Source organism: Planococcus maritimus, assembly GCF_001687625.2.
Classification (GTDB): Bacteria; Bacillota; Bacilli; order Bacillales_A; family Planococcaceae; genus Planococcus; species Planococcus maritimus.
In genome coordinates, this window is the sequence record NZ_CP016538.2 from 858,880 (window position 1) to 881,362 (window position 22,483).

Annotated in this window: 23 protein-coding genes and 1 pseudogene; 15 read left to right on the forward strand and 9 right to left on the reverse strand. The window is 47.4% G+C overall.

The genetic code is table 11. The features are described from left to right. Positions 1–43 precede the first annotated feature (43 nt). Both BBI11_RS04305 and BBI11_RS04310 read left to right on the forward strand, forming a co-directional pair. Entirely contained in the window at positions 44–466 is a 423-nt protein-coding gene (locus BBI11_RS04305) for a hypothetical protein (protein WP_068460973.1), read from the forward strand. Between the two features lie 69 nt (positions 467–535). Then, positions 536–940, forward strand: coding sequence for a VOC family protein (locus BBI11_RS04310; protein WP_068460975.1), 405 nt, complete (start codon positions 536–538; stop codon positions 938–940). Positions 941–1,351: 411 nt separating this feature from the next. Here BBI11_RS04310 and BBI11_RS16325 read toward each other — a convergent pair whose 3' ends face one another. Further along, entirely contained in the window at positions 1,352–1,519 is a 168-nt protein-coding gene (locus BBI11_RS16325; RefSeq protein ID WP_156889038.1) for a hypothetical protein, read from the reverse strand. Positions 1,520–1,944: 425 nt separating this feature from the next. On the opposite strand from BBI11_RS16325, the gene BBI11_RS04315 reads away from it, so the two are divergent. After that, entirely contained in the window at positions 1,945–2,595 is a 651-nt protein-coding gene (locus tag BBI11_RS04315) for a hypothetical protein (RefSeq protein ID WP_068460977.1), read from the forward strand. A gap of 182 nt (positions 2,596–2,777) precedes the next feature. Continuing rightward, positions 2,778–3,641, forward strand: a complete 864-nt coding sequence (locus tag BBI11_RS04320; protein WP_068460979.1) for a PPK2 family polyphosphate kinase — start codon at positions 2,778–2,780, stop codon at positions 3,639–3,641. A gap of 45 nt (positions 3,642–3,686) precedes the next feature. Here BBI11_RS04320 and BBI11_RS04325 read toward each other — a convergent pair whose 3' ends face one another. Continuing rightward, positions 3,687–4,904 carry an EAL domain-containing protein gene (locus BBI11_RS04325; RefSeq protein ID WP_068460981.1) on the reverse strand — a complete coding sequence of 406 codons (1,218 nt, stop codon included), beginning with the start codon at positions 4,902–4,904 and terminating at the stop codon, positions 3,687–3,689. Between the two features lie 248 nt (positions 4,905–5,152). Here BBI11_RS04325 and BBI11_RS04330 point away from each other — a divergent pair. Continuing rightward, positions 5,153–5,994: pseudogene (locus BBI11_RS04330) on the forward strand (YitT family protein). 87 nt (positions 5,995–6,081) lie between these two features. On the opposite strand, the gene BBI11_RS04335 reads toward BBI11_RS04330, so the two are convergent. From BBI11_RS04335 to BBI11_RS04345, 3 genes are all read right to left on the reverse strand, one after another. Beyond that, entirely contained in the window at positions 6,082–6,669 is a 588-nt protein-coding gene (locus BBI11_RS04335; RefSeq protein WP_068460982.1) for a hypothetical protein, read from the reverse strand. 12 nt (positions 6,670–6,681) lie between these two features. After that, positions 6,682–7,815, reverse strand: coding sequence for a CapA family protein (locus BBI11_RS04340; protein ID WP_068460984.1), 1,134 nt, complete (start codon positions 7,813–7,815; stop codon positions 6,682–6,684). A 174-nt stretch (positions 7,816–7,989) separates the two neighbouring features. After that, positions 7,990–8,367: a YidH family protein gene (locus BBI11_RS04345; protein ID WP_068460986.1), complete on the reverse strand. Its 378-nt coding sequence runs from the start codon at positions 8,365–8,367 to the stop codon at positions 7,990–7,992. Between the two features lie 148 nt (positions 8,368–8,515). Here BBI11_RS04345 and BBI11_RS04350 point away from each other — a divergent pair, with 148 nt between their 5' ends. The 4 genes from BBI11_RS04350 to BBI11_RS04365 all read left to right on the forward strand — a co-directional run bounded on the left by BBI11_RS04350 (position 8,516) and on the right by BBI11_RS04365 (position 13,957). Continuing rightward, complete coding sequence (locus BBI11_RS04350) at positions 8,516–10,549, forward strand: Na+/H+ antiporter (protein WP_068460988.1); 2,034 nt, start codon at positions 8,516–8,518, stop codon at positions 10,547–10,549. A gap of 474 nt (positions 10,550–11,023) precedes the next feature. Then, on the forward strand, positions 11,024–11,845 hold the full coding sequence (locus BBI11_RS04355; protein WP_068460990.1) for a DUF3100 domain-containing protein: 822 nt from the start codon (positions 11,024–11,026) through the stop codon (positions 11,843–11,845). Beyond that, positions 11,838–12,290 (forward strand): hypothetical protein, encoded by a 453-nt coding sequence (locus tag BBI11_RS04360; RefSeq protein ID WP_068460992.1) that lies wholly within the window; start codon positions 11,838–11,840, stop codon positions 12,288–12,290. The genes BBI11_RS04355 and BBI11_RS04360 overlap by 8 nt, the downstream gene beginning before the upstream one ends. Positions 12,291–12,658: 368 nt before the next feature. After that, entirely contained in the window at positions 12,659–13,957 is a 1,299-nt protein-coding gene (locus tag BBI11_RS04365; protein ID WP_068460994.1) for an MFS transporter, read from the forward strand. 216 nt (positions 13,958–14,173) lie between these two features. Here the strand turns inward: BBI11_RS04365 and BBI11_RS04370 are convergent, their stop codons facing one another. Together BBI11_RS04370 and trxA are read right to left on the reverse strand one after the other, a co-directional pair. Beyond that, entirely contained in the window at positions 14,174–14,824 is a 651-nt protein-coding gene (locus BBI11_RS04370) for a peroxiredoxin-like family protein (protein WP_068460996.1), read from the reverse strand. A 53-nt stretch (positions 14,825–14,877) separates the two neighbouring features. Beyond that, positions 14,878–15,237, reverse strand: a complete 360-nt coding sequence (gene trxA, locus BBI11_RS04375; protein ID WP_083389012.1) for a thioredoxin — start codon at positions 15,235–15,237, stop codon at positions 14,878–14,880. A gap of 70 nt (positions 15,238–15,307) precedes the next feature. Here trxA and BBI11_RS04380 point away from each other — a divergent pair, with 70 nt between their 5' ends. Then, a complete protein-coding gene (locus BBI11_RS04380; protein ID WP_068461000.1) occupies positions 15,308–15,886 on the forward strand; it encodes a CGNR zinc finger domain-containing protein in 579 nt (192 codons plus the stop codon). A 330-nt stretch (positions 15,887–16,216) separates the two neighbouring features. Here the strand turns inward: BBI11_RS04380 and cysK are convergent, their stop codons facing one another. After that, positions 16,217–17,134, reverse strand: a complete 918-nt coding sequence (gene cysK / locus BBI11_RS04385) for a cysteine synthase A (protein ID WP_068461002.1) — start codon at positions 17,132–17,134, stop codon at positions 16,217–16,219. Positions 17,135–17,371: 237 nt separating this feature from the next. Between cysK and BBI11_RS04390 the strand changes: the two genes are divergently transcribed. From BBI11_RS04390 to BBI11_RS04410, 5 genes are all read left to right on the forward strand, one after another. Then, positions 17,372–18,028: a potassium channel family protein gene (locus tag BBI11_RS04390; RefSeq protein WP_068465597.1), complete on the forward strand. Its 657-nt coding sequence runs from the start codon at positions 17,372–17,374 to the stop codon at positions 18,026–18,028. Positions 18,029–18,063: 35 nt separating this feature from the next. Continuing rightward, positions 18,064–18,729 (forward strand): reverse transcriptase-like protein, encoded by a 666-nt coding sequence (locus tag BBI11_RS04395; RefSeq protein ID WP_068461003.1) that lies wholly within the window; start codon positions 18,064–18,066, stop codon positions 18,727–18,729. A 195-nt stretch (positions 18,730–18,924) separates the two neighbouring features. Next, a complete protein-coding gene (locus tag BBI11_RS04400) occupies positions 18,925–19,725 on the forward strand; it encodes a DUF4397 domain-containing protein (protein ID WP_068461004.1) in 801 nt (266 codons plus the stop codon). A 58-nt stretch (positions 19,726–19,783) separates the two neighbouring features. Then, positions 19,784–20,380 (forward strand): class F sortase, encoded by a 597-nt coding sequence (locus tag BBI11_RS04405; protein WP_237150317.1) that lies wholly within the window; start codon positions 19,784–19,786, stop codon positions 20,378–20,380. A gap of 217 nt (positions 20,381–20,597) precedes the next feature. Then, a complete protein-coding gene (locus BBI11_RS04410; RefSeq protein ID WP_068461008.1) occupies positions 20,598–21,401 on the forward strand; it encodes an ion transporter in 804 nt (267 codons plus the stop codon). A gap of 50 nt (positions 21,402–21,451) precedes the next feature. Here the strand turns inward: BBI11_RS04410 and BBI11_RS04415 are convergent, their stop codons facing one another. Continuing rightward, on the reverse strand, positions 21,452–22,333 hold the full coding sequence (locus tag BBI11_RS04415) for a LysR family transcriptional regulator (RefSeq protein ID WP_068461009.1): 882 nt from the start codon (positions 22,331–22,333) through the stop codon (positions 21,452–21,454). Positions 22,334–22,483 lie beyond the last annotated feature (150 nt).

Genomic DNA, 22,483 nt, shown 5'->3' on the forward strand with positions numbered 1-22,483 from the left:
GAAATAGCCGATAGGATTTTTAGCATGTTGAGGAGGGAAGACGTTGGAAAATTGGAAAGCGGTGGAGCTAGTCAAAGATATGTTGTTCGGATTGGGTCTTTATGCATTGATCACGATCGTCGGACTGTTGGTGACAATGGCGATTTCCGCTGGGTCGGATACATTATTGCTCAATGATGAAGTAAGGGGCAACATGGCAACAAACACCTTGCTGTGGATGATTGTTCCGGCCTTTTTGCTATCGCTGGGCTTAGCGGCGTTGAGGCGGATTCGCATGAAAAATGCAGCACTGCGCGTGAGCATCGTATGGGCGACGCTTTTACTGTTCTTGTACATGGTGGCAGGGTTGTGGAGCGGTATTTTCACGGTACTCGTTGCTTCTGTTTCATTTTATCTATTCCTAGCAGCGGTTTTCCTTGGGCCCATTGTGTATGCCTTCTTGAAGAAGTTACCCACTTGGAAATAGGACAGGGAGTTTAGTGCCAAAAGCGGCAGGGAAAAGGGGAGGATATAGAAAGTTCAAGGAGGCGACGACGTGGCGATTCATCCACAGATTATTTTTAACGGAAACTGTAAACAAGTGCTGTCTTATTACGAAGGCGTGTTTGGCGTTTCCGATGTTTCCGTTATTCATTACGGCGACAACCCGGGGTCGAAACTAGACGAAGACCTGAAGGAATTGATTTTAGAAGCAGCGATTCCGCTCTATGGAAACTATTTGCTGCTATCGGATGCCATGCCTGGAAAGCCAGCGACATTCGGCAGCAATTTTCATGTATCGATCCAGTCGGAAGATCTCGGGGAAATGAAGGCCGATTTCAATAAGTTAGCGGAAAGCGGCAAAGTGATTTTTGAGTTTGAAGAAAGCTATTGGAGCGAAGCTTATGGTGTGGTTCAAGATAAGTTTGGCGTGCAATGGCAATTCGATTATCGAAAATGAGAAACCTGGCCAGTCAAAGGTCGCAATCGAGAATAACAACCCCCATCGCTAAGGCGATGGGGGTTGTTAGCGTGTTGAAGAAGCCCATTATCCACTATTAATGAAAGGAGTGGGAGACTATTCCACAATGAAAAATCAATGAACTCTCTAAGTATTTGGAGAAGCGTGCGCTCGTAAACCCTTCTGCTCAATAATGCTGCGCATTACTTTCGCAAAGATAGTGTCTCCCGTAGGTCGACCTTATCTTTCCTGTGGATCAGCGAGACGACCGAGCCCCCGCAAGGCGCATAGCGACTGAGGAGGCTTGGGCGCGAGCCCACGGAGTCGTGCGATAAGCTTCGGAAAATACGACTTTTCACCTTTCTCGACAACCTGACAACCCCCATCGCTAAGGCGGTGGGGGTTGTTAGCTTACTGAAACTTGAAAGCAAGCTGGTCATATAAAGCGAACGTTGTAGAAAAAGCCGGTTCCATTAACATAAAGCCTCCGACAAAACGGTTGTACAAGGTAATGGCAACATAGAATCCGATGAATAGCAGCGCCGATACGATCAGTAAAATGACAAATGTTCTCGTCATCGGGCATTCCTCCATTTCTTCAAGTACAAAGCGTTCGCAATGATCAACAAACCGGGAAGAGAGCAACTAGAAAAATAGTAGGTTTAGCAAGATGGTTAATACGATTGACAAGATGATGGAAATCAATAAACTTCCCATACAGGAAATGCGCATGAATTGCCCGCCTTTCTTTCCTTTCAGGATGACTGTAAAAGGGCCACGAGGTAGATTCAATTTATCAGGTTTTCCAATTGTTTACCCGAAAAAAAGAACGAATACTCTTTTCGAGTCAAGACAATTCGGTCATTCTGCGTAAATCCTCCCTTTTGAAAACGCAGTAGTTTTGTCGAATTTTGTCTTAATTTCTTGGGTTTTATAAAAAAACGGATGCTATTTTTCGTGTTATTTGTTACAATCATGTTACGAATAGATGTCCGGAGGGTAACATGGCTAATTACAATCAGTTTTCAGACGGTAATCCGCATAATGAATCCAATCGAATCGCAGCGGAAAAAGGTACCGAAACCGGTGCTGAACCGCCAAATTTTCGATCTAATAATAAAAATTCGCAACGCCGCAAATTTTGGCTAAAAGCCGGTGGCGGTATTTTGCTGTTGTTTGTGCTATGCAATGTGTATGCTTTCGCAAGCTATGTGGCTCCGTGGAGTGATGAGCGTTCAACAGGCGATGCTGAACAGGATGAAATCGAGCAATACATTCACCGAAGCGAAAAAAGTGAGGAAACGCTCAAAGAAGTCAGCAATTCGCTCATTCGCTTGTATGATCACAATTCGCTGACAGACCTCCACATCAATGAGATGGAAGAGAAATTGAAGCAACTTGCCAAAGAACTCGACACGGATGATCCGCGACTTGCGCGATTGGAATCTTACCATTTTGCTCAAATTGAGTTGACGCGCGAAATGACAAAGACTTTGCAAGAAAACCAGGCAGAGGAAGTTCATGAACAATTGGATGACATACTGGATCGCCAAAAAGTGCAAGCGGACGATAAAGCCGAAATCTTGATTTCTTTAATGGAACAGGAAAACATTCGATATGAACAACAGGCAGACGGAACGATTGCCTACGAATAACGACTTGAAGCTCTTTTGTAATCCATACCGGGTTGCGAAGGAGCTTTTTAATGTTTTAAAATTGCTAACAGCAGCTCACGATATGACAATATGTATAAAGTGTTTGAGGAAAAAGCCCTGTCATTGCAACTTGAGAAAACGGGTATGGAGAAAGAGGCAATTAGATTTCAAGGAGGAATTTCATGGATACACGGCGCTATAAAGTGGAGCTGGGAAAGAAAGTGGATTTGGCTGACTGGCCAACGCATGAAAAGAGCGGGGTGGAACTCGGTCAAGTCAACGAACAATTGAAAGAAACAATCGAAGAACTGAAAAAATGGCACACACGGCTTCATGCTGAAGAAGAAAAAGGCATCGTGGTGGTTCTTCAGGCAATGGACGCGGCTGGAAAAGACGAAGCCATCACATATTTGTTCTCACACTTGACGGCCCAGGGCTTGAGAGTGACGACACTCGGAAAACCGACGGAAGAAGAATTGAAGCATGATTATTTGTGGCGCTTGAACAAAGCTTTGCCGGAGCGGGGACAAATCGGCATTTTGAATCGTTCTCATTACGAGGAAGTGATTGCGGCGCGCGTTCATAACCTGCTTGAAGAAGAGCCGCTGCCAGACCAGTTGATAGACGGAGAAGTATGGAATCGGCGCTACAGACAGATCAACGATTTTGAACGTTATATGTGCGAAAATGGTTTCCCGTTCGTGAAATTTTTCTTTAATATATCGAAAGAAGAACAAACGACGCGTCTGCTTGAACGCATGAAAAATCCCGAAATGAACTGGGAGTTTTCTTTCAGCGATGTAGAAGAGCGAGAGCATTGGGAGGAATACCAGGATATTTTTGGGGACATGCTGACGCATACATCGACAGACCACGCCCCGTGGTACATATTGCCGGCGGATGACGAAATGTATTCCCGTTTGATCATTGCCCGTGTGATGGTGGAAATGCTGAAAGACATTAACCCGGAGTTGCCTGAGATCAGCGGCGGGCAAAAAGAAAAGCTTCAGTATTATATCGATAAATTGGAACAGGAAGCAAAATAACAAAACCCGAGTCAGCAAACGCTGATTCGGGTTTTGTCTGGATGGTTATTGAAACAGTAAATAGTCGTTTTCGGAGAGGAAGTCGTAACTTAGATCAATAAATAGGAAGCATTCGTCCGATAGCGGATAGCTGAAGGTGCGAATCATCTCCCCAGTCTCGATATCGGCGTAGATGTCCGATAATCGGCCCTTGTGACTCGCTTTCATAAGCATCATGTTTTCTAAAAAATACGGGCGGAAAGCCCAATGTGAACCGCTGTGTTGAGGTTCGCCATGCCAAAAGCCAGCGGTCTTCCGAAAGTTGGAAGAGATTTGTTCTCCGTTGCTGTTGCAGATATAGATGCGGAAACTTTCCGCTTCAAAAAAGGGTTGCACTTCCTGAATGAACTGGTCGGCCAAATCAGGGGTTTGCCATTTGCCCATCAAGCGTTTGAGTTTTTCTTCGGAACGAGCGGTATAGGCCAATCGTTCGCTGACCATCGTTTTTTCGCGGTGGACAAATTCTTTTACTTTTTCGCCTACGTGGATGGATAAAGAATCCGTCGTCAGCAAGGCAGGGTTTGGATGCGCCAAATAATAACCTTGGTAATAATGGCCGCCGTGTTTCCAGGCAAAATACAATTGATGGTTGTCTTCTATGTATTCGTACAGCAAACGTGCACCAATGCGGTGGGCAAGCATCGATAATGAATGGATGATGTCCTGAAAAGCGTCAGGTTGATGGTGGCGGCTAATGCTCATATCGATCTTCAGGATATGCGGCCGCAACTGGCGGATGCGGTCGATGTTCGAACTTTTTGCTCCGACGTGATCGACAGCTATTTGGATGCCGTATGTCTTGAAATACAATAGCAGATGATTGAGTGTATCGAAATCGTCATTGAAATCGTGTTCGGTAATTTCAAGGACAATGCGTTGGAGCGGGAATCCGCGTTTCTGGTACTTGAGCAAGGTCTTGAGGAAATCTTCGCCATCGCCTGCCATCAGCTGGCGGGCGTTGCGGTTGATAAACAATAAGCAGTCGTTGTTTTCCAACAGCATTTGATCCAGCGCCATTTCCAGCAGCTTTTGGTCAACGTCTGTTTTGAACTCGTCCGGAACATCCGGGTCGTTGAAGAAATTGCCGAGTGACTTGGTTCCGTTCTGTTCTACGAAGCGGCCGAGCAGTTCATAACCGATGACGTCATGCTTGACGGCGCTGACGATCGGCTGAAACACTGGCATGATGTTGTCCATATTGTCGATGATGTCTAACGGATCCATAATATCTCTCCTTGCCGTCCACAGTCTTCTTCTATTTTAATCTTAATTATCCCAGCATTCAATTGAAGCTTTCGAAACACCGCTTAAATGAGGAATATTGCGTGAATAATAAGAAAGTGAAAATCCAACCAGAAGTGCTTGCTTTTCTATAAGCCCACCCCCTATAATGTGAATCGCTGCCTTGCCTCATCGCCTTCAACGGAATGTGGGCATCGCTTCATTATGTATAGACGAACGGAGAATAAAAAATGGACAAATTCTTACGCCTCGGGGCAATTTTCATTGCCTCCATTGTTATGGCGATCGCTTTTAATATGTTTCTCTTGCCACATGAAATTCTATCAGGGGCGTTACTGGGGTCGCCATGATCTTCGGTTTGATGACGCCAATCAACTCGGGGATTTGGTTGATTTTGCTGAACTTGCCGATTCTCGTTGTCGGTTGGATGAAGCTTGGGAAAACCTTCATCGCCAACAGCATCTTCTCGGTAGCTGTTACATCGATCGCCATGCTGTACATCCCGATTGTTCAAGTAACGGAAGATGCTTTATTATCATCCGTATTTGGCGGCGTCATTTCAGGCGCAGCGGTCGGGATCATCATCCGCTTTTACGGTTCGACGGGCGGCTTTGATGTGGTCGGTCTATTATTGACGATGAAACGCGATATTCCGCTCGGCTTCATGGTGTTTACCTTGAACAGCGGCGTGGTCTTCATTTCAGGCTTTATTTTCAATTGGGAGCTCGCGATGTATACAATGGCTTCCATCTACATTACCGGAATCGTCGTTGACCGCATCCATACGCGCCATATCAAGCTTAGCTTGATGGTCGTAACGGCCAAAGGCGATGAAGTGAAGAAGAAACTTCTGACGAACCTGTACCGTGGCATCACAGTGACGGACGGGGAAGGCGCATATACGGGTGCCAAAGTCAAAGTGCTGCATAGCGTCATCACGCGGTACGAGCTGGCATTTGTTCGACCGCTGATCCGGGAAATTGATCCGAATGCCTTTGTCAGCATCACAGAGACGATGGAAGTCGTCGGGAACTTCCGGCGAGATGAAAACTATAAGAAACATCAAATGTAATGAAATAAGCCGCCCCATAAAAGTGTGGAACCACTTTTATGGGGCGGCTTTTCCTATGGCTGGGGCTTGTCTTTAAACAGACGGAAACTATTCCGCTTCTTCTACAAAGACACGATACACCACTTCTTCGAACATTGCATTGTCCGCATGAGGATAGAGTTCACGATACTGGAGACTGCGGCGTTTCAGGGCATTCGTCAAAAGAAAATGATCGATCTTGCCAAAAGCTTCCCCGATCGTTTCGCGTGTCGTGGAACTGCGCAATTGAACCGATAAGCCATCGGTGAACTCCTCGAATGCCACTTCTGGAAGCAAGGGGAACTGCCGCTCTTGGTGAATCTGTCTAAAGGCGCGATTGATCGTCTCGTTATCAATAAATTCGGGTTGCCTGATCATCAGTGAGAAAGTTGAGGACGGTCCTTCGAAGTGATGCAAGGCTTCCACTGGATATAGAGCGTATTCGGCAAATCCCGGCGGGCGATAACCCGTATCTGGACTGTTTCTCACGGCTTCTGATAAAGCCTTCAACAAACGAAGGCGTTCGTGGAAATCATCGGACCCAATGCTGCCACGCCCGTCGATGACAAAATAGAATTGTTTGGGAATGTGGACGGTGTGGGCTTTAGTGGCGGGAAGGTATAATTTTTGTTCGTCCGTTTTCCAGTCCTGCATCATCGATTCTCTCCTTTACTCGCGGAATTCGAGTTCTGGTATCCAAGTGGCCAGATGAGCTTTTGTATTGTCATTCCATTCACCGCTGATGTCTTTCAATAATAAAACTTCATAGTCTTCATAACCTTGATGCTGTACGAAGGTTGGGGTGAAGGCTGGGTTTGTAAGGGAGATGCTTGAGCCATCCACCGATACACGTTTCTCGATTTCCAGGTGAGCGATGCCGCCAATCCGCCGTTCGACGCCTTTTTGTCCAGACAGAAAATTGCCGAGTGAGTAAAAGACAAAACTGCGTCGCCCATCGGCAGTATCAATCCAAGCTGGGGGCTGCAAGACATGTGGATGATGCCCTAAAATAATGTCTGCGCCATTGTCAGCTGCAAAGCGGGCAAGATCCAGCTGTTCTTGCGTAGGCATCGGTTCATATTCATTTCCAAAATGGAGGCTCAGCACCGTGACGTCGGATTTCTTCCGGGCAGCTGCCAAATCTTCTCGGATCAACTCTCTGTCGATGCGATTGACCAAATAAGGCTGGCTGGCGGGCGTCGGGATGCCGTTTGTTCCATACGTATAAGACAAGAAAGATAAGGTAATGCCGTTGCGTTCGAGCACTGGAATGTCCGCACGTTGTTGTGCAGACAGATAAGCGCCGGAAGATACCACCCCAATGTTCCCCCAATAAGTAACGGCGTTTTCGATGGCCTTCACGCCGCGGTCCAAAGTATGGTTATTTGCCATGGAGACAGCGTCGATTCCAGTCGCTTTCATGGCATCGCCGAGCTCGAATGGGCTATTAAACGACGGATAAGTCGAAACCCCGATGTCACTGCCGCCAACGATGCTTTCGGAATTGGCGATGGTAACATCCGCCGTTTCAAGAAAGGGTTGGATGGGTTCGAACATCGAGTCAAAATTGTATGCAGCACCGGTTTTGGCGTCTTCATAAACAAGCTCGTGAATGAGTACATCGCCAATGGCGGATAAACTCACACGGTTCTTTCTCGCCAATCGCTCCGGCGTTACGGCAAGCGGTATAGAGCGTTCTGTAAATTCAGTGGGGGCCGGTTCAGCTGCAACGGGCAATTCGCTAGTGGATAAGATCCCAATTGCTGCCAAGCATGTCATGCACCATTTTTTAGAAATCGCCATTCGTGTATTCCTTTCGGCTGCTTAGTCAGAATCATGGCCAAGACAGCTTGTATTCATTCGCATTGTTGACTTCAGAATACTATAACAATGAGGAAATCACTAGGCTTTTTCGTGTTATGGTGTGAGCAATAGCCTACTTTAACGAGAGTTAAGCAAGTTACCGCCGCAAATGAATTACATAATAATAAAGAAATAGATGATAACCATAATGATCATAATAGACAGCATCGTGGAAATCATGCTGATACGCAAGTTTGAGGAGTAAAATGTCTCCTGAATGATCTGTTGGCGCTTTTCGCGATAGGTTCGGGTAGCTGTGAAAATGATGACCAGGCCAAACACACAAGCAAAAATACCCAGGATAATCGTAAACAAATCGACGAACGGATTGCGGACGACGCCCATTGTAAAATGCAGGCTGGTGGCGAGAAACCCGACGCCGACGATAGAAATCGCGGTACGGATCCAGGCTAGATAAGTTCGTTCATTGGCGAGGTGCTGCTGGGTATAAGTCAGTTGGTTTTTTTCTTTTTTATAAGATTGCCTTGACAAGTAATAGACCCCCTTCGGCCGGATGGCATCTGCTTTCTCATAGTTTACCCGAAAAGTGTGTGCTTTAATTAGAAAGTCGCCACGAAATGGATAACTAAAATCACAATCGGGGTATACATATATCATCACAAGTAAATGGGGAATAACGATGGAATTATTGCTGACTATATTGATCCTGTTGATCGCGCTTCTCGTTTCCAATGTAGTGAGCCACTATGTGCCACAAGTGCCGACAGCGCTTATCCAAGTAGCGCTCGGAACGATCATCGTGCTGGTCTTCGAGGATTTCACCTTTGAATTGGAAGCCGAATGGTTTCTACTATTGTTTATCGCACCGCTCCTCTTTAACGATGGGCGGCATTTTCCGCGTGAGGAATTATGGCGGATGCGCGGGCCGATCTTCGGCAATGCAGTTATCCTGGTGCTGCTGACGACAATGATCGGTGGGTATTTTATCCACTGGCTCATTGAAGACATTCCACTGGCCGCTGCCTTCGCGCTTGCTGCCATCCTGTCGCCGACAGACCCGGTCGCAGTAAACGGCATCTCACAGCGCGTCCGTATTCCAAGCAACGTATTAAGTTTGGTGCGGGGAGAATCACTGATCAATGATGCTTCGGGGCTCGTCGCATTTAATTATGCGGTCGCCGCAGTCGTAACGGGTACCTTTTCGCTGTACTCCGCGATTTTTAATTTTTCCTATAAATTTCTTGCGGGCGCGCTGCTCGGGGCCTTATTGGCTTTATTATTTGTTGGAATTCGCTTGTTATTCCGCAAGCAAGGCATCAATGACGTGACCTTCCATTCGCTTTTGCAAATCATGACGCCGTTCATCATCTTTGTCATCGCAGATGAACTATTGGGTGCGTCTGGCGTTATCGCAGTAGTCGTCGGTGGCATTGTCCATTCGCTCGTGCAAGAAGACACGGAAGCTCTAGTCGCAGAAGAGCAAATGCTGACGGAAAATATTTGGACGATCATCACGTTTGTCTTGAACGGCATCATCTTCCTCTTGCTCGGGCTCAATATTCCAGGCGCGATGAGCGGCGCATTGGAAAACCCGAGCGTGGATGAAAGTGTCTTGCTGTCTTATGTGCTGGCGATCACGGCCATGTTGCTTGGCATTCGCTTTATTTGGGCGTATTTGTTTTCCCATTACGAATACCGCTTTGGCAAGATGGAAGATGCCGCTAAGCCAACTCTCAAATTGACTTTATTCGTCAGCTTGACGGGTGTACGCGGAACCGTGACTATGGTCGGTATTTTGTCTTTGCCAATGATCATAGAAGGCGGCTATATCTTTCCAGAACGTTCCTTGTTGCTGTTTTTGGCAGTCGGGACGATCCTTTCGACCTTGCTGTTGGCGACCGTATGTTTGCCGCTGCTCAGTAAAGGCAAACTGGCGGGAAGCGAGGACGGCGAAACCATCGATTTAGAAGAAGCGCGGCGCCGGCTATTGCTGGCATCGATCGCCCGCATCAAATCGGAATTGACCGAGGCGAATGAAACCGCGGCGTACGAATTGATGGATGAATACCGCTTGCGTTTCCAGCAAGTGCAGCCGGAAGGCGAGGAAGCGAAAGAAGCCAATAAAAAATACCAACGCCGTATGAAAGAAGTTCGGCTGAAGGCGTTAAAAGCAGAGCGCCGCTATATCGAAAAAGTAAAGAAGACAGATGGCATGGAGCGCGAGGTCTACGAAGCATTCGAACATTCCTTAAATCGCCGCGAGGAAGCGATTGCCCACAACGCCCGCTCGACGCTTTTGTATCTGCAAGGCAAACTGATCCGGGCGTGGCGGAGATTCCGCGGGGAAAACTGGCAGGACGAGGAAATCCGGCTGGTCGAATATCAAGTCGGCCGTGAAGTGCAATTGAAGGCACTCGAAGCCGCCCTTGAAAACTTGGAAGCCCATCACGAAAAAGCTAGCCGCAAAGACATCGTTGAGTCAGTTCTAACCGAATACCGAAAAATGATCAGTCGTTTGAGAAAGCCGGAAACCTTGTATGACGAACGTTATGAGATGCAAAAAGAAGAGCTGCGCATCAATGTTATGGACATGGGCCGCGCCAAAATTTATGATATGTACGATGCCGCCGAAATCACCAGGCAGCAAGCGAAGGAACTAAGAAAATACATCAATTATATTGAAAGCGTCACTTTATACGATCCGACGGAATGAAACAGCACAAGCCTCCGCTTGTGCTGTTTTCAGGCTGTCGAGAAAGTGATAAAGTCGTATTTTCCGAAGCTTATCGCTCGCTTTCCGTGGGGCGGGAATCGAGCCTCCTCGTTCGCTTCGCTCGCTGCGGGGTCTCTCAAACCCGCTAGTCCCACTGGAGTCGAGCGAACACTTCTCCAAATACTTGGAGAGATCATTGAATGTTAGATATAGAAAAAGGTTCTCTCTTTCATAGTTGAGAGCGAAATGTAGACTTCTTCAACACTCTGGAAACAGCACAAGCCTCCGCTTGTGCTGTTTTTCTTTTAAATGAAAAATCTGTCACTTCTGTAAATGACATGCTTTCACTTAGATAAAAAGCGAACGAATTTCAAATAATGTATTGAATCGTACGTTAAATAGCGTAGACTGGGTTTATGGAATGCGATTTATTTTCATAATTGCTGTTATTTACGAAGAAAGCGGGGAGAAGAGATGGAGAAAGTAGAATTGAAAACGGTCATCAAGGATTGGCGTTTGCATGCCATTGCCTTCATTTTAGTCGCCATTACCGAAGCAATCGGCCTGTTCAGCATTTCTGTAGGGCCAGGAGTTATTCTATTATTACCGATGCTGTACGCATTTTTTCTAGGACTCGGTTTGTATTTCACGCCGCTCATTTCTGAGAAAAACGCAAAAAATGCAGAACCGCTCATTATTTTAGGGGTGACGCTGCTGATTGCCAAAATCGGGGTTACGATCGGGCCGCAGATTGAAGCGATTATCGCAGCAGGACCGGCCTTGCTCTTGCAGGAACTCGGCAACTTAGGGACAATTTTCCTGGCGCTGCCGCTTGCAGTGCTGCTTGGATTCCGCCGTGAAAGCATCGGCATGACCCACTCGATTGCGCGTGAGCCGAATGTTGGGCTGATCGTCAATAAGTTCGGATTTTCATCACCGGAAGGCCGCGGCGTTATGGCGGTTTATATTTTTGGGACGGTGTTCGGTGCTGTTTTCCTGGGCTTGATCTCTGGTTTGCTTGCGACGGCGACACCGCTGCACCCGCTATCGTTCGCTATGGCATCTGGTGTTGGGAGCGGATCGATGATGGCGGCGGCGAGCGGTTCACTAATTGGAGCGTATCCGGAGCTTGAAGAACAGATTGTCGCATTTGCAGGAGCGAGTAATTTGTTATCACTTTCGACCGGTTTATATTTCAGTATTTTTATCGGTTTGCCGCTGACGGAGAAATTATACAGCATCATGATGAGAAGGTCTGAACGCAAAATAGCTAAAGGAGGCGGGCCAAATGCTTAAGAGCGTAATTGAATGGACGTGGGTGTTGGCCATTTTTGGCATCGCCGCCTTGATTGGCAATTGGTTTGGGATGGATGTGTTGCCGTGGCAGGCGATTCCGGGAATGCTGGTCTTGATGGCAGTCAGTCTCGTTGGCTTGATGTTGGAGAAGGCTTTGCCCTTTAGCATGCCAGCTGTCGGTTATATCGGGATACTCGCTATCCTTATTTCCTTGCCCGGGGTCCCAGGTTCTGAATATGTGGTCGCGTGGACGAGCCAAATCGGCATTTTGTCGCTTGCTACACCTATTCTTGCCTATGCCGGCATCTCAGTCGGTTCAAACTGGGCAGATTTCCGCCAGTTAGGCTTCCGAAGCTTCTTGGTGGCGATATTGGTCTTTCTTGGGACTTTTCTCGGATCGGCTCTTATCGCTGAGGTGATCTTGCGTTGGCAAGGCATTATATAAACAGTAGAATCCCCGCAGCGAAAAAGCTGCGGGGATTTGTTTTGCAATGAGCAAAAGAAATGGCCCGGTGCAGTCGCCTGCATCGGGCCTTCAAAAAATTTTTGGGGGGTGAAGGGGAAGCTCACTATACGCTTCTGTTAAGTAGTTACCACATGTGGCGGCTCCTTAAACATCTTACCCAAATTTTTTAGTTCCCGGCCTTTGTACAGAGAGAACAGGATGCAAGCGTCATCCTGCAAGGAAAAACCGCCCCCATCTATTTTGCCTACAGCAGCACTCCAGACTTCTAGCTGAAACTCCATCCTCCCAAGCGAGCGGAAACACGTTATAATGAAACCGTTGTTTTACTTTCGAATGGGGGCCAGAGGATGGCTGATGAAAATGTGAAGACAGGCAGTCGTTCGCTTGAACATTATAGCGACTCGCCAGAAAAATTACAGGGCTTGTACAAACGCACTTTATGGATCGTCATGCTGTCGCAAATCTTTGGGGGAGCAGGTTTAGCGGCTGGCATCACGGTCGGGGCGTTGCTTGCGCGCGATATGCTTGGCACTGAAAGTTATGCAGGATTGCCGGTCTTTCTCTTTACACTCGGATCGGCAGGGGCCGCGCTCGTTGTTGGGCGCTTGTCGCAGCGTTTCGGCCGCAGGACAGGGCTGGCCGCCGGCTTTTTAGCAGGTGGTGCCGGTTCGATTGGCGTGGTATTCGCCGCGATATGGGGCAATGTTTTCTTATTGTTCGCAGCCCTTCTAGTTTACGGCGCAGGCTCGGCGACGAACCTTCAAGCACGTTATGCCGGAACCGACTTGGCAAGCGCGAAGCAGCGCGGCACGGCTATCAGTGTGGCAATGGTGGCGACCACGTTCGGCGCATTTGCCGGTCCGAACCTGGTTGGTGTCATGGGAAGTTTTGCCGAATCAATCGGAGTGCCCGCGCTTGCTGGACCGTTTATTTTAGCTGGTGCTGCCTATTTACTGGCGGGCATTGTGTTGTTCGCGCTATTGCGTCCGGACCCGCTAGTAGTATCGCGTGTCATCAGCGATCAAAAAAAACGGGACCAGGCGGCATCTGGTGAAGCAGAAGCGACAGGACCTGCAATCAATAGCCGGGGCGTCTTCCTCGGGGCAACTGTGATGGTCATCACGCAAATCGTCATGGTCGCCATTATGACGATGACACCGGTGCATATGGGCCATCACGGCCATTCACTCAGTGCGATCGGTATGGTCATTGGCATTCACGTCGCCGCGATGTATTTGCCTTCGCTCGTGACAGGTGTGCTAGTCGATAAAGTGGGCCGTGTCGCAATGGTCGTCGCGGCCGGCGTGACGCTGCTGGCAGCAGGGCTGGTCGCTGCATTCGCTCCAGGAGATTCGTTGTTTGTGTTGATTCTCGCACTCGCGTTGCTTGGTCTCGGCTGGAATTTCGGTTTGATCAGTGGGACAGCGCTAATTGTCGATTCGACGAAGCCGGCAGCACGCGCCAAAACGCAAGGCACGGTCGATGTTTTGATCGCACTCGCCGGCGCGACAGGCGGTGGCATGTCCGGCCTTGTTGTAGCGGGCACCAGTTTTGCGGTGTTGTCTCTTTCGGGCGGCATCCTATCGTTATTACTCGTACCTGTCGTCATTTGGTTTTGGCGCAACGAAGAAACCGTTCTTTCATAAAAAAGTGGAGGCATTCAAGCCTCCGCTTTTTTTATCGAGAAGCATTGTTTCGATAAAAATTAGCCACAAGCTAAAAGACCTTAAAAAGCGCTGTGCCCTCAACTTAAGTGCGCCAGGCCAGTGTGTTGAGAACCACCATATGCTCGAGGTGAGGGCGGACGAAAAAATACTTGAAACAGTCAAAACCCCCATCCGGTTAAAGATGGGGGTTAGAAATTATTTTAGTTTTTTCAACTCGGCCAATACTTCGGACGGTTCTACACGATCTTTATAATCTGCTTTTGTGTATTCGTAAGCGATTGTGCCATCGCTTGAAATGATATACGTAGCGGATACCGGCAAAGTCCATTCGGCATCGCCGTTGTACTGGTCGACATCCAATTTATTGCCTTTGTAAATATCGATCAGGTAATCCGGCAAGCGATAGACCAAATTGAATTCGTCTGCTACTTTGTTGCCGACATCGCTCAATACTTTGTATTCCAAGTCATGTTTTTCCTGGGCCGACATGGAATGATCTGGAGTCTGCGGGCTGATAGCCAATAGTTCAGCTCCGGCGCCGTGGATGTCTCCGATAATCTCTTGGTAAGCCCGTAGTTCCATATTGCAGTAAGGACACCAATTGCCGCGGTAGAAAGTCAGGATGACTGGGCCTTGCTTTAATTGCTCATCAAGTGATATCGAGTTTCCAGCAGCGTCCGGCAACGTGAAGTTCGGGGCTTTGTCGCCTTTTTTCAAGCCTTTGCCTTCATCGGAAGCTTCGAGTTCAGTGATGGCATCCTCCATTTGCTGCTGGATTTCTTCTGGTTTGGAAGCTTTAAAATTTTTGATGTATTCATCGAATTCTTGTCTCATTTGCGTTGTCATTCACATCATCTCCCTTTCGGTAATTGAGTTGCTTATCGAATACTAGTTTTCAATTACACGAGTTTTTCAGCGATAGAAAGGATTTCTTCTTTCGGTTTGAAACCTACAGTCGTTTCTTGCAATTCGCCGTCTTTAAAGAACAGGAGTGTCGGGATGCTCATAACGCCGAAGTGTTGGGCCGTTTTTGGGTTTTCGTCGACATCCAATTGGACGACGCTGATTTTATTTTCGGAATCCTGGTCAATTTCTTCGAGTGCAGGAGCGATCATTTTACAAGGGCCGCACCAAGCTGCTCCTAGTTCTGCAATGACAGTTCCTTGGCCAGTCAATTCAGTGAATGTGGCATCTGTTACTTCTTTGATAGACATGTAATCTCTCCTCATCTGTTTTTCTAACCATTCATGATTATTCATGCGGTTAGAAAATAACTTTAAAGTATGTTATGATATACGTCAACGATTAAGTTTCGAGGAAGTGTATAAAATGGATGGAAAGTTTGAAACACAATATCCTTACCTAAGCGATTATTTATTTTTGAACCTGCTAAATACGACCAAACGCCAACGAAGCAAGAGAATGGATTTTCTGGTGGATGGCGGTGGAGTCGAGGAATGGCTGAAACTTATGCAGCAATTGAACCTGCTTGATTCACAGCAACTCAGTAAATTAATGGAGCAGCCGATCGATGCGAGTCAATTGCAGGCGTTTCGCATTCAATGGAGAGAGCATTTGTCGCAATTAGAAATTCCGGAGTACCCGCTAGACTCGCTGGCGCAGTATATCAAGCAAGCACCGCTTTATTTCGATTCGGAGTTAACGCCGATTCCAAGCAAAGGCGGGACTGCTGGCCTTCTATCGCTTGTGTCTTTTGAGATGTTGCGGGGAATCAAAGAAGGGCTGTTTGAAAAAGTGAAGAAATGCGACAGCGCGCCTTGCTATAGTTTTTTTGTGGACGTTAGCGGCAAACGGAAATGGTGTTCCATGGAAGTGTGCGGCAACCGGGAAAAAGCGAAAAAGCAATATCTTAAGACAAAAGACAGCCAGGCGCAGCAACAACAGTAATAGGTAAACAAAAAAGCTCCTGCTAGAGAAGCAGGAGCTTTTTTCAGGTTGTCGAGAAAGTGATAAAGTCGTATTTTCCGAAGCTTATCGCTCGCTTTCCGTGGGCTCGCGCCCAAGCCTCCTCAGTCGCTACGCGCCTTGCGGGGTCTCGGTCGTCTCGCTGATCCACAGGAGTCGAGCGAACACTTCTCCAAATACTTAGAGAGGTCATTGACTGTTGAAGAAAGCAAAAGACGCTATTTTTTCATAGTTGAGAGCAAACCATAGACTTCTTCAACACTCTGGAAAAAGCTCCCGCTATAGAAGCAGGAGCTTTTTTTCGTGTGGCATTTATTCAAATAAGTTCATGCTCAAATAGCGTTCTCCGGTATCTGGCGCAATGCACAAAACTTTTTTACCGGATCCAAGCCGTTTGGCGATTTCGATGGCGGCATAGATGGTCGCGCCGGCAGAAGGGCCGACAAAGACGCCTTCTTCTCGGGCAGCGCGGCGAAACATATCGATAGCATTTTCGTCTTCGATCGCCATGATTTCATCGTAGATAGCAGTATTCAAAGTATCCGGCACAAATCCAGGGCTGGTGCCGACTAGTTTGTGTTTTCCTGGCTTGCCGCCAGACAAAACAGGAGAGCCTTTTGGTTCGACGACGGTAATGTGAAGGTTTGGCAAATGTGCTTTTAAGGTTTCACCGGTTCCGGTAATCGTGCCGCCTGTTCCGGCAGAAGCGACGAATGCATCAAGTTCTCCATCCATTTGCTCGAGAATCTCGACGGCTGTCGTGCCGCGGTGAGCATCAGGATTCGATGGATTCTCGAACTGTTGCGGGATGTAGCTGCCAGGGATCGTTTCACGCAACTCCAAGGCTTTTTGGATCGCACCCGGCATTTTATCATCGCTCGCTGTTAGAACAACTTCCGAACCAAACGCCTTAAGTAAATTAATGCGTTCTTGAGTGGCGTTGTCCGGTAGTACCAGAATGGATCGGTAGCCTTTCGCTGCAGCGACCATCGCCAGGCCGATGCCAGTATTGCCGCTAGTCGGTTCGATGATTGTCGACCCGGGCTGCAAGGCTCCAGATTTTTCGGCTTGCTCGATCATGTTGTAAGCCGCCCGGTCTTTAACACTTTTTGTAGGATTGAACATTTCCAGTTTTACGTAAACGTCCGCTGCGCCTTCAGGAACAATGCGGTTTAATTTAACAACAGGCGTATCGCCAATTAAGTCAGTAATGGAGTCATATGGTTTCATCGGGTAAACAACCTTTCTTTATCGGATATTGAGGATATTATCCATTGTAGTATAAAGAGGAGGGCTGTGCCATTTGCTTGTTTGGCGAGCAGCAGTATGTCTTTATGCATTATAGAAGAAAGCTTGTCGACGCTTTCTGTTAGATGGGGTAAAATCTTCGACAAAACGCTCATGAGTAGCGTACTATTTTGGTAACGGGGAATCGTTCGAATTATGCAATGGAAAGTAGGGACAGGCATGAAAAAACAAATAGTGGTAATCGGGCTCGGTCGCTTTGGAAGCAGTGTCTGCAAAGAACTTTACGGGATGGGACACGATATTATGGCGATTGATTCGAATCCGGAAACGGTCAGCTCGATGTCCGATTATGCGAGTCATACGGCAACAGCCGATGCCACAGACGAAGGCAGCTTAAAATCACTTGGCGTTCGTAACTTCGAGTATGCCATCGTCGCAATCGGCGATGATTTGCAAGCAAGCGTTTTGTGTACGCTCATGCTGAAAGAACTCGGCGTCCCGAAAGTTTGGGTCAAAGCACGTGATCAGCAGCATCAAAAGATTTTAGAACGCATCGGGGCAGACCGCGTTATCCAGCCGGAATACGAGATGGGTGTTCGGACAGCGCATCACATCGATTCTGAAAAAGTGGTCGATTATATCAATCTGTCCGATAACTACAGCATCATCGAACTGGCTGCATCTAAAAAAGTGATTGGCAAAACCTTGGGCGAATTGAATATCCGCAAAGATTATGGCTGCATGATTTTGGCGATCAAACACGGCGAGGATGTCAATATCGCTCCTTTACTTGAAGACCAAGTGGCTGCAGGTGACATTTTAATTGCGATGGGACATAAAGACGATCTCAAACGCTTTGAAGACAAAGGGCTATAAGTTTAGCTTTACTGAAGGATAAAGGCGGTGACTGAATGAAAGTACGGATTGATTGGACGTATAAATCACCGAAGAACAAAGTGGTTGAATTTCTTTCTGAAGAGCTTGAAGCAAACGAAGCATTGGTGGTGGCGCAAGATCTCGAGCGCACAGGCCGCACGAAGCGCCTTCAGTTTGCAGACCGTCACAACAGCAATTGGAGTTTGAAAGAGCTGAAGAACTACGTCAAAGAAGTGGAAACAGAACCGCATGACATTGTCGCGTATTTCGATGGCGGCTTTGATCTTCAGTCGAAACGGGCGGGTCTTGGCTGCGCTATTTACTTTAAGCAAAATGGCAAGGAGTATCGCTTGAGGAAAAATGCCATTATCGACGAGATCGAGTCGAATAACGAAGCGGAATATGCGGCGCTGTCGATGGCGGCCCAGGAGATTGAATTGCTGGGCGCCCATCATCTGCCTGTCCGTTTTATTGGGGATTCGAGAACGCTGGTCAACCAGATGAGCGGCGAATGGGCAGTGCCGGAACAGAGCTTGGCAAGATGGGCTGACCGCATCGACCAGCGATTGGAGAAAACCGGCATTCGTCCTGAATATGAATTCGTTCCGAGAAAAGAAAACTCAGAGGCTGATCGCTTAGCGACACAAGCGCTCAATGGGACGCCAGTAAAAAGTTTAATCGATTTAAATGCAGGCAATTGAACTAATGTACAGAAGTTGTCAGGAAGAAGCATTCCTGGCAACTTTTTCTATTCCATGTAAGTTTGCATCGTTTCTTATGCCTAATTGCTTAAATTTATCAGAATAATTCAAAAATTATTGATTTTCTTTCGGATATGTTGTATAACTGAGGTGTACAAAAGTTATACAAATACTATATGGAAAGAGGTTGGACAAATGAAGAAAATTTCTGTCTCTCTTGTCGCGATGCTCGTATTGCTCTCGCTTTTCGGTTCATTAGTTATGGCTGACAACCATGGCGATATGGCAAAAGTGCGGGTCCTGCATGCTTCGCCTGATGCTCCTGCAGTGGATGTATACGTCAACGGTGATTTAACGCTCGAAGAAGTACCATTCAAAACCGACTCTGGATACTTAGAAGTCCCGGCTGGAACACATGATGTAGAAGTATTTGCTGCCGGCACTGAATACGCAGCAGGAGAAGGCGTCTTGCAGGCTGACTTGGAAGTGGAAGCTGGAAAAGCTTATACAGTAGCTGCCGCTAACCTCCTGGAGTCTATCGAATTTGTCGTAGCTGAAGATTCCATGGAAGTAACAGAAGGCCAAGCGAAGATCCGCGTCGGCCATTTGTCCCCAGATGCCCCAGCAGTTGATGTTGGCATCATCGGAGGCGATGCGTTGTTCAGTGGAGCTGAGTTCCCGGGAATCACAGATTACGCTGAAGTAGCCCCAGACACGTATGACTTGGAAATCCGCTTGCCGGATGGCACACAAGTCTTGCCGCTAGAAGGCACGGAACTGGCTGCAGATACAGTCTACTCGGTCTTTGCGGTCAATACAGTCGATTCGCTTGAAGTGATTGCGCTTGTCGATTACGAAGCTGCTGCAACACCGGATGAAATGCCGACAACCGGACTTGGTACACCGCAACAGTCCCAGTCTATGTGGTTGTTGATTGGTGGCGCACTGGTCTTGATCGCAGCTAGCGGGTTTGTGTGGAGAAAACGATTTCAATAAACTTGCTTTGCTCCTTGCAGCACTATTTCTTGCAGGTTGTACGTCACCGCAAGATGAAGTGAGCATCCGCAGTGCGGAAGTTGGCTTTGCCGTCAAAGCAGAGCCAGCTTGGACCGAGCAAACGATAGCTCAAGAGAAAGTCAAAGAGATCAAGCAACCTGAAGCGCCGTCAAAGCAAACGGCCAATCCAATCAATGAACTGAATCAGCCAGGCATCTCACCCGAAACTTTGGCGATTCCATCTATTGGATTGGAAGCCGATGTCACGCATCTCGGCGTAACGGATACGGGGGAAATGGCAGTGCCGGATAATGGCGATGAACTGAGCTGGTTCTCGCCTGGCTATCGTCCTGGCCAAAGAGGGCGAGCCGTCATTGCAGGTCATGTTGATGATTTGGATGGCCCGGCTGTCTTTTGGGACTTGACGGAGCTTGAGCCGGGAGATGAAATTGTCGTTTCCGGTGAAGAGCGCGAGCTGCGCTTTAAGGTCCATAAAATGGAATCGGTGCCACTCGATTTGGCAGATGTCGATTCGCTCTTCGGTTATCATTCATCTCCGGAACTGGTATTAATCACGTGTTCTGGAACTTATGATTATGACCGGGGGACACGAGAAGAACGCTTGATCGTTTATGCTTCGCTATCGGAAGAATAGAAAAAACGTCTCCTTGGAGGCGTTTTTTTTATGTCTTTATTTTAGCTATCGTCTGGGGACTTTGGCGAATGTGGGCGTCACATTTTGGCAACAAACCTTATTAGGCGGCGGGATTGAATCGTCACTTCCGGATACGCACATGATATAATTGGGCGGAACTGTTTGGCGCAATGTGCGCCGGTTACATCAGATGTTATAAGGAGTCGTCTATCGCCCTATGAAAGAGTCATTGAAGCGAATCGTGGAAAGTGCGCGGTTCAATACGTTTATTACTATTTTAATCTTAATCAATGCGTTGCTGGTCGGCTTGGAGACTTATCCTGCTATTGCGGACAATTACGGTTCCTGGCTATTGGTGCTGGACATCATCATCCTGGCTTTTTTCACCTTGGAAATACTCGCCAAATTATTTGTGTACCGGACAAAATTCTTTGGCAATGCCTGGAACAATTTCGATTTCCTCATTGTGGTTGGAAGCCTGATCCTGTACAACTCCTCGTTTATCAGCGTATTGCGGATTTTCCGTGTGCTGCGCGTGTTGCGGACCGTGTCGACGATTCCTTCGCTGCGCCGTGTCGTGACCGCTTTGTTTATGGCAATACCGACAATTACGAGTGTCATTTTATTGATGTCGATCATTTTTTATGTCTATGCCGTGATTGGGACATTCTTTTATGCAGACATCGAACCAGAGTATTTCGGTGACCTCGGGCTGTCGCTCATTTCCTTATTCCAGATTTTCACTTTGGAGTCTTGGGCTAGTGGGATTTTCCGTCCGGTCTTTGCGGCAGAACCGTGGTCCTGGCTGTATTTCATTTCCTTTATCATCGTCTCGACGTTCCTGATGATCAACTTGATCGTCGGGGAAATCGTCAACAATGCCCAAAAGATTTCGGATGAAATTGATAAGGAGACAGCCGAACTTGAAGGCATCAAAGAGGACACATCGGAAATTGAAGGTTTGAGAAAAGAAGTCAGCGAACTGAAAAGCATGATCCAAACACTCGTCGACCGAAAATAAGTGAAATCAAAAAGAAGCTGCCTTTTCAGGCGGCTTCTTTTTTGAGTGACTTAAACTTTTGGGAGCTGGTTGACGAGTGTGATGAACTCGCGGGAAACGTAGGGCACATAGCGGTTTTTGGCCATGATGATGCCAAGCCGCCATGGGAAGGTCTGGGTGAGGGAAATGGTCTTGAACGGCCCGTGCTGGACACGGTCGCAAATCAATTTTGGCATCAAAGTGACTCCTAGGTTTTTTTCCACCATGCCGACAATAAAGTCCCATTGAGAGCTTTCATAGGCAACTTTTGGTTCGAATCCTTCCCCGCGGCAAAATTCGACGGTCCGTCCATTGAGTGTAAATTCCTTGCTGAGCAGGAGAAATGGATCGTCTTTAAAATCGATTAAATCACGCGTTTCCCGATCAGCAAGCGGATGGTCTTCGTGAACGAGCAGCTTGATTTCTTGGGAAACAAAAGGAATGATGTCAAAGCGTTCGGCATCGACTGGCAACATAACAAACCCGAGGTCCACTTCACCATCGGCCACTTTTTCTTCCACTTTCTTGGCGCCGTCTTCTACGAGAATGACGGTTACATCGGGATAGCAGGATTGGAACTCGGCAATGATAGTTGGGAAAAACAAGGTGCTGATGACAGGGGGCAAGCCAATGGTGATTTTGCCTTTGTTCAAGTTCATGATGTCATAAAGCGAAGAGGACAAATCATCGAGACTGTTGACGATTTTTTGCGCTTGGACGAAAACTACTTCTCCGGCATCGGTCAACCGCACTTTGCGTGAAGAGCGGTCAAATAGCGATACATCCATTTCTTGTTCCAAATTTTTGACCATTTTGCTGAGTGTTGGCTGTGTTACATGAAGAGAATGAGCTGCTTTGGTAAAGCTTTGGTGCTTGGCGACTTCGATAAAATAACTTAGCTGGCGTATGTCCATATGAGAACTCCTTATCTATAACTAATATCTATGAAAGCTATTATAATTATTCATTTTACCTATCCTGCTCCCCGTTGTATAGTGATTAAAGGTTTCAGGACTAAATATTTAGACAATTTATCCATCGTCTATTCGAACAAAAGAAAGCGT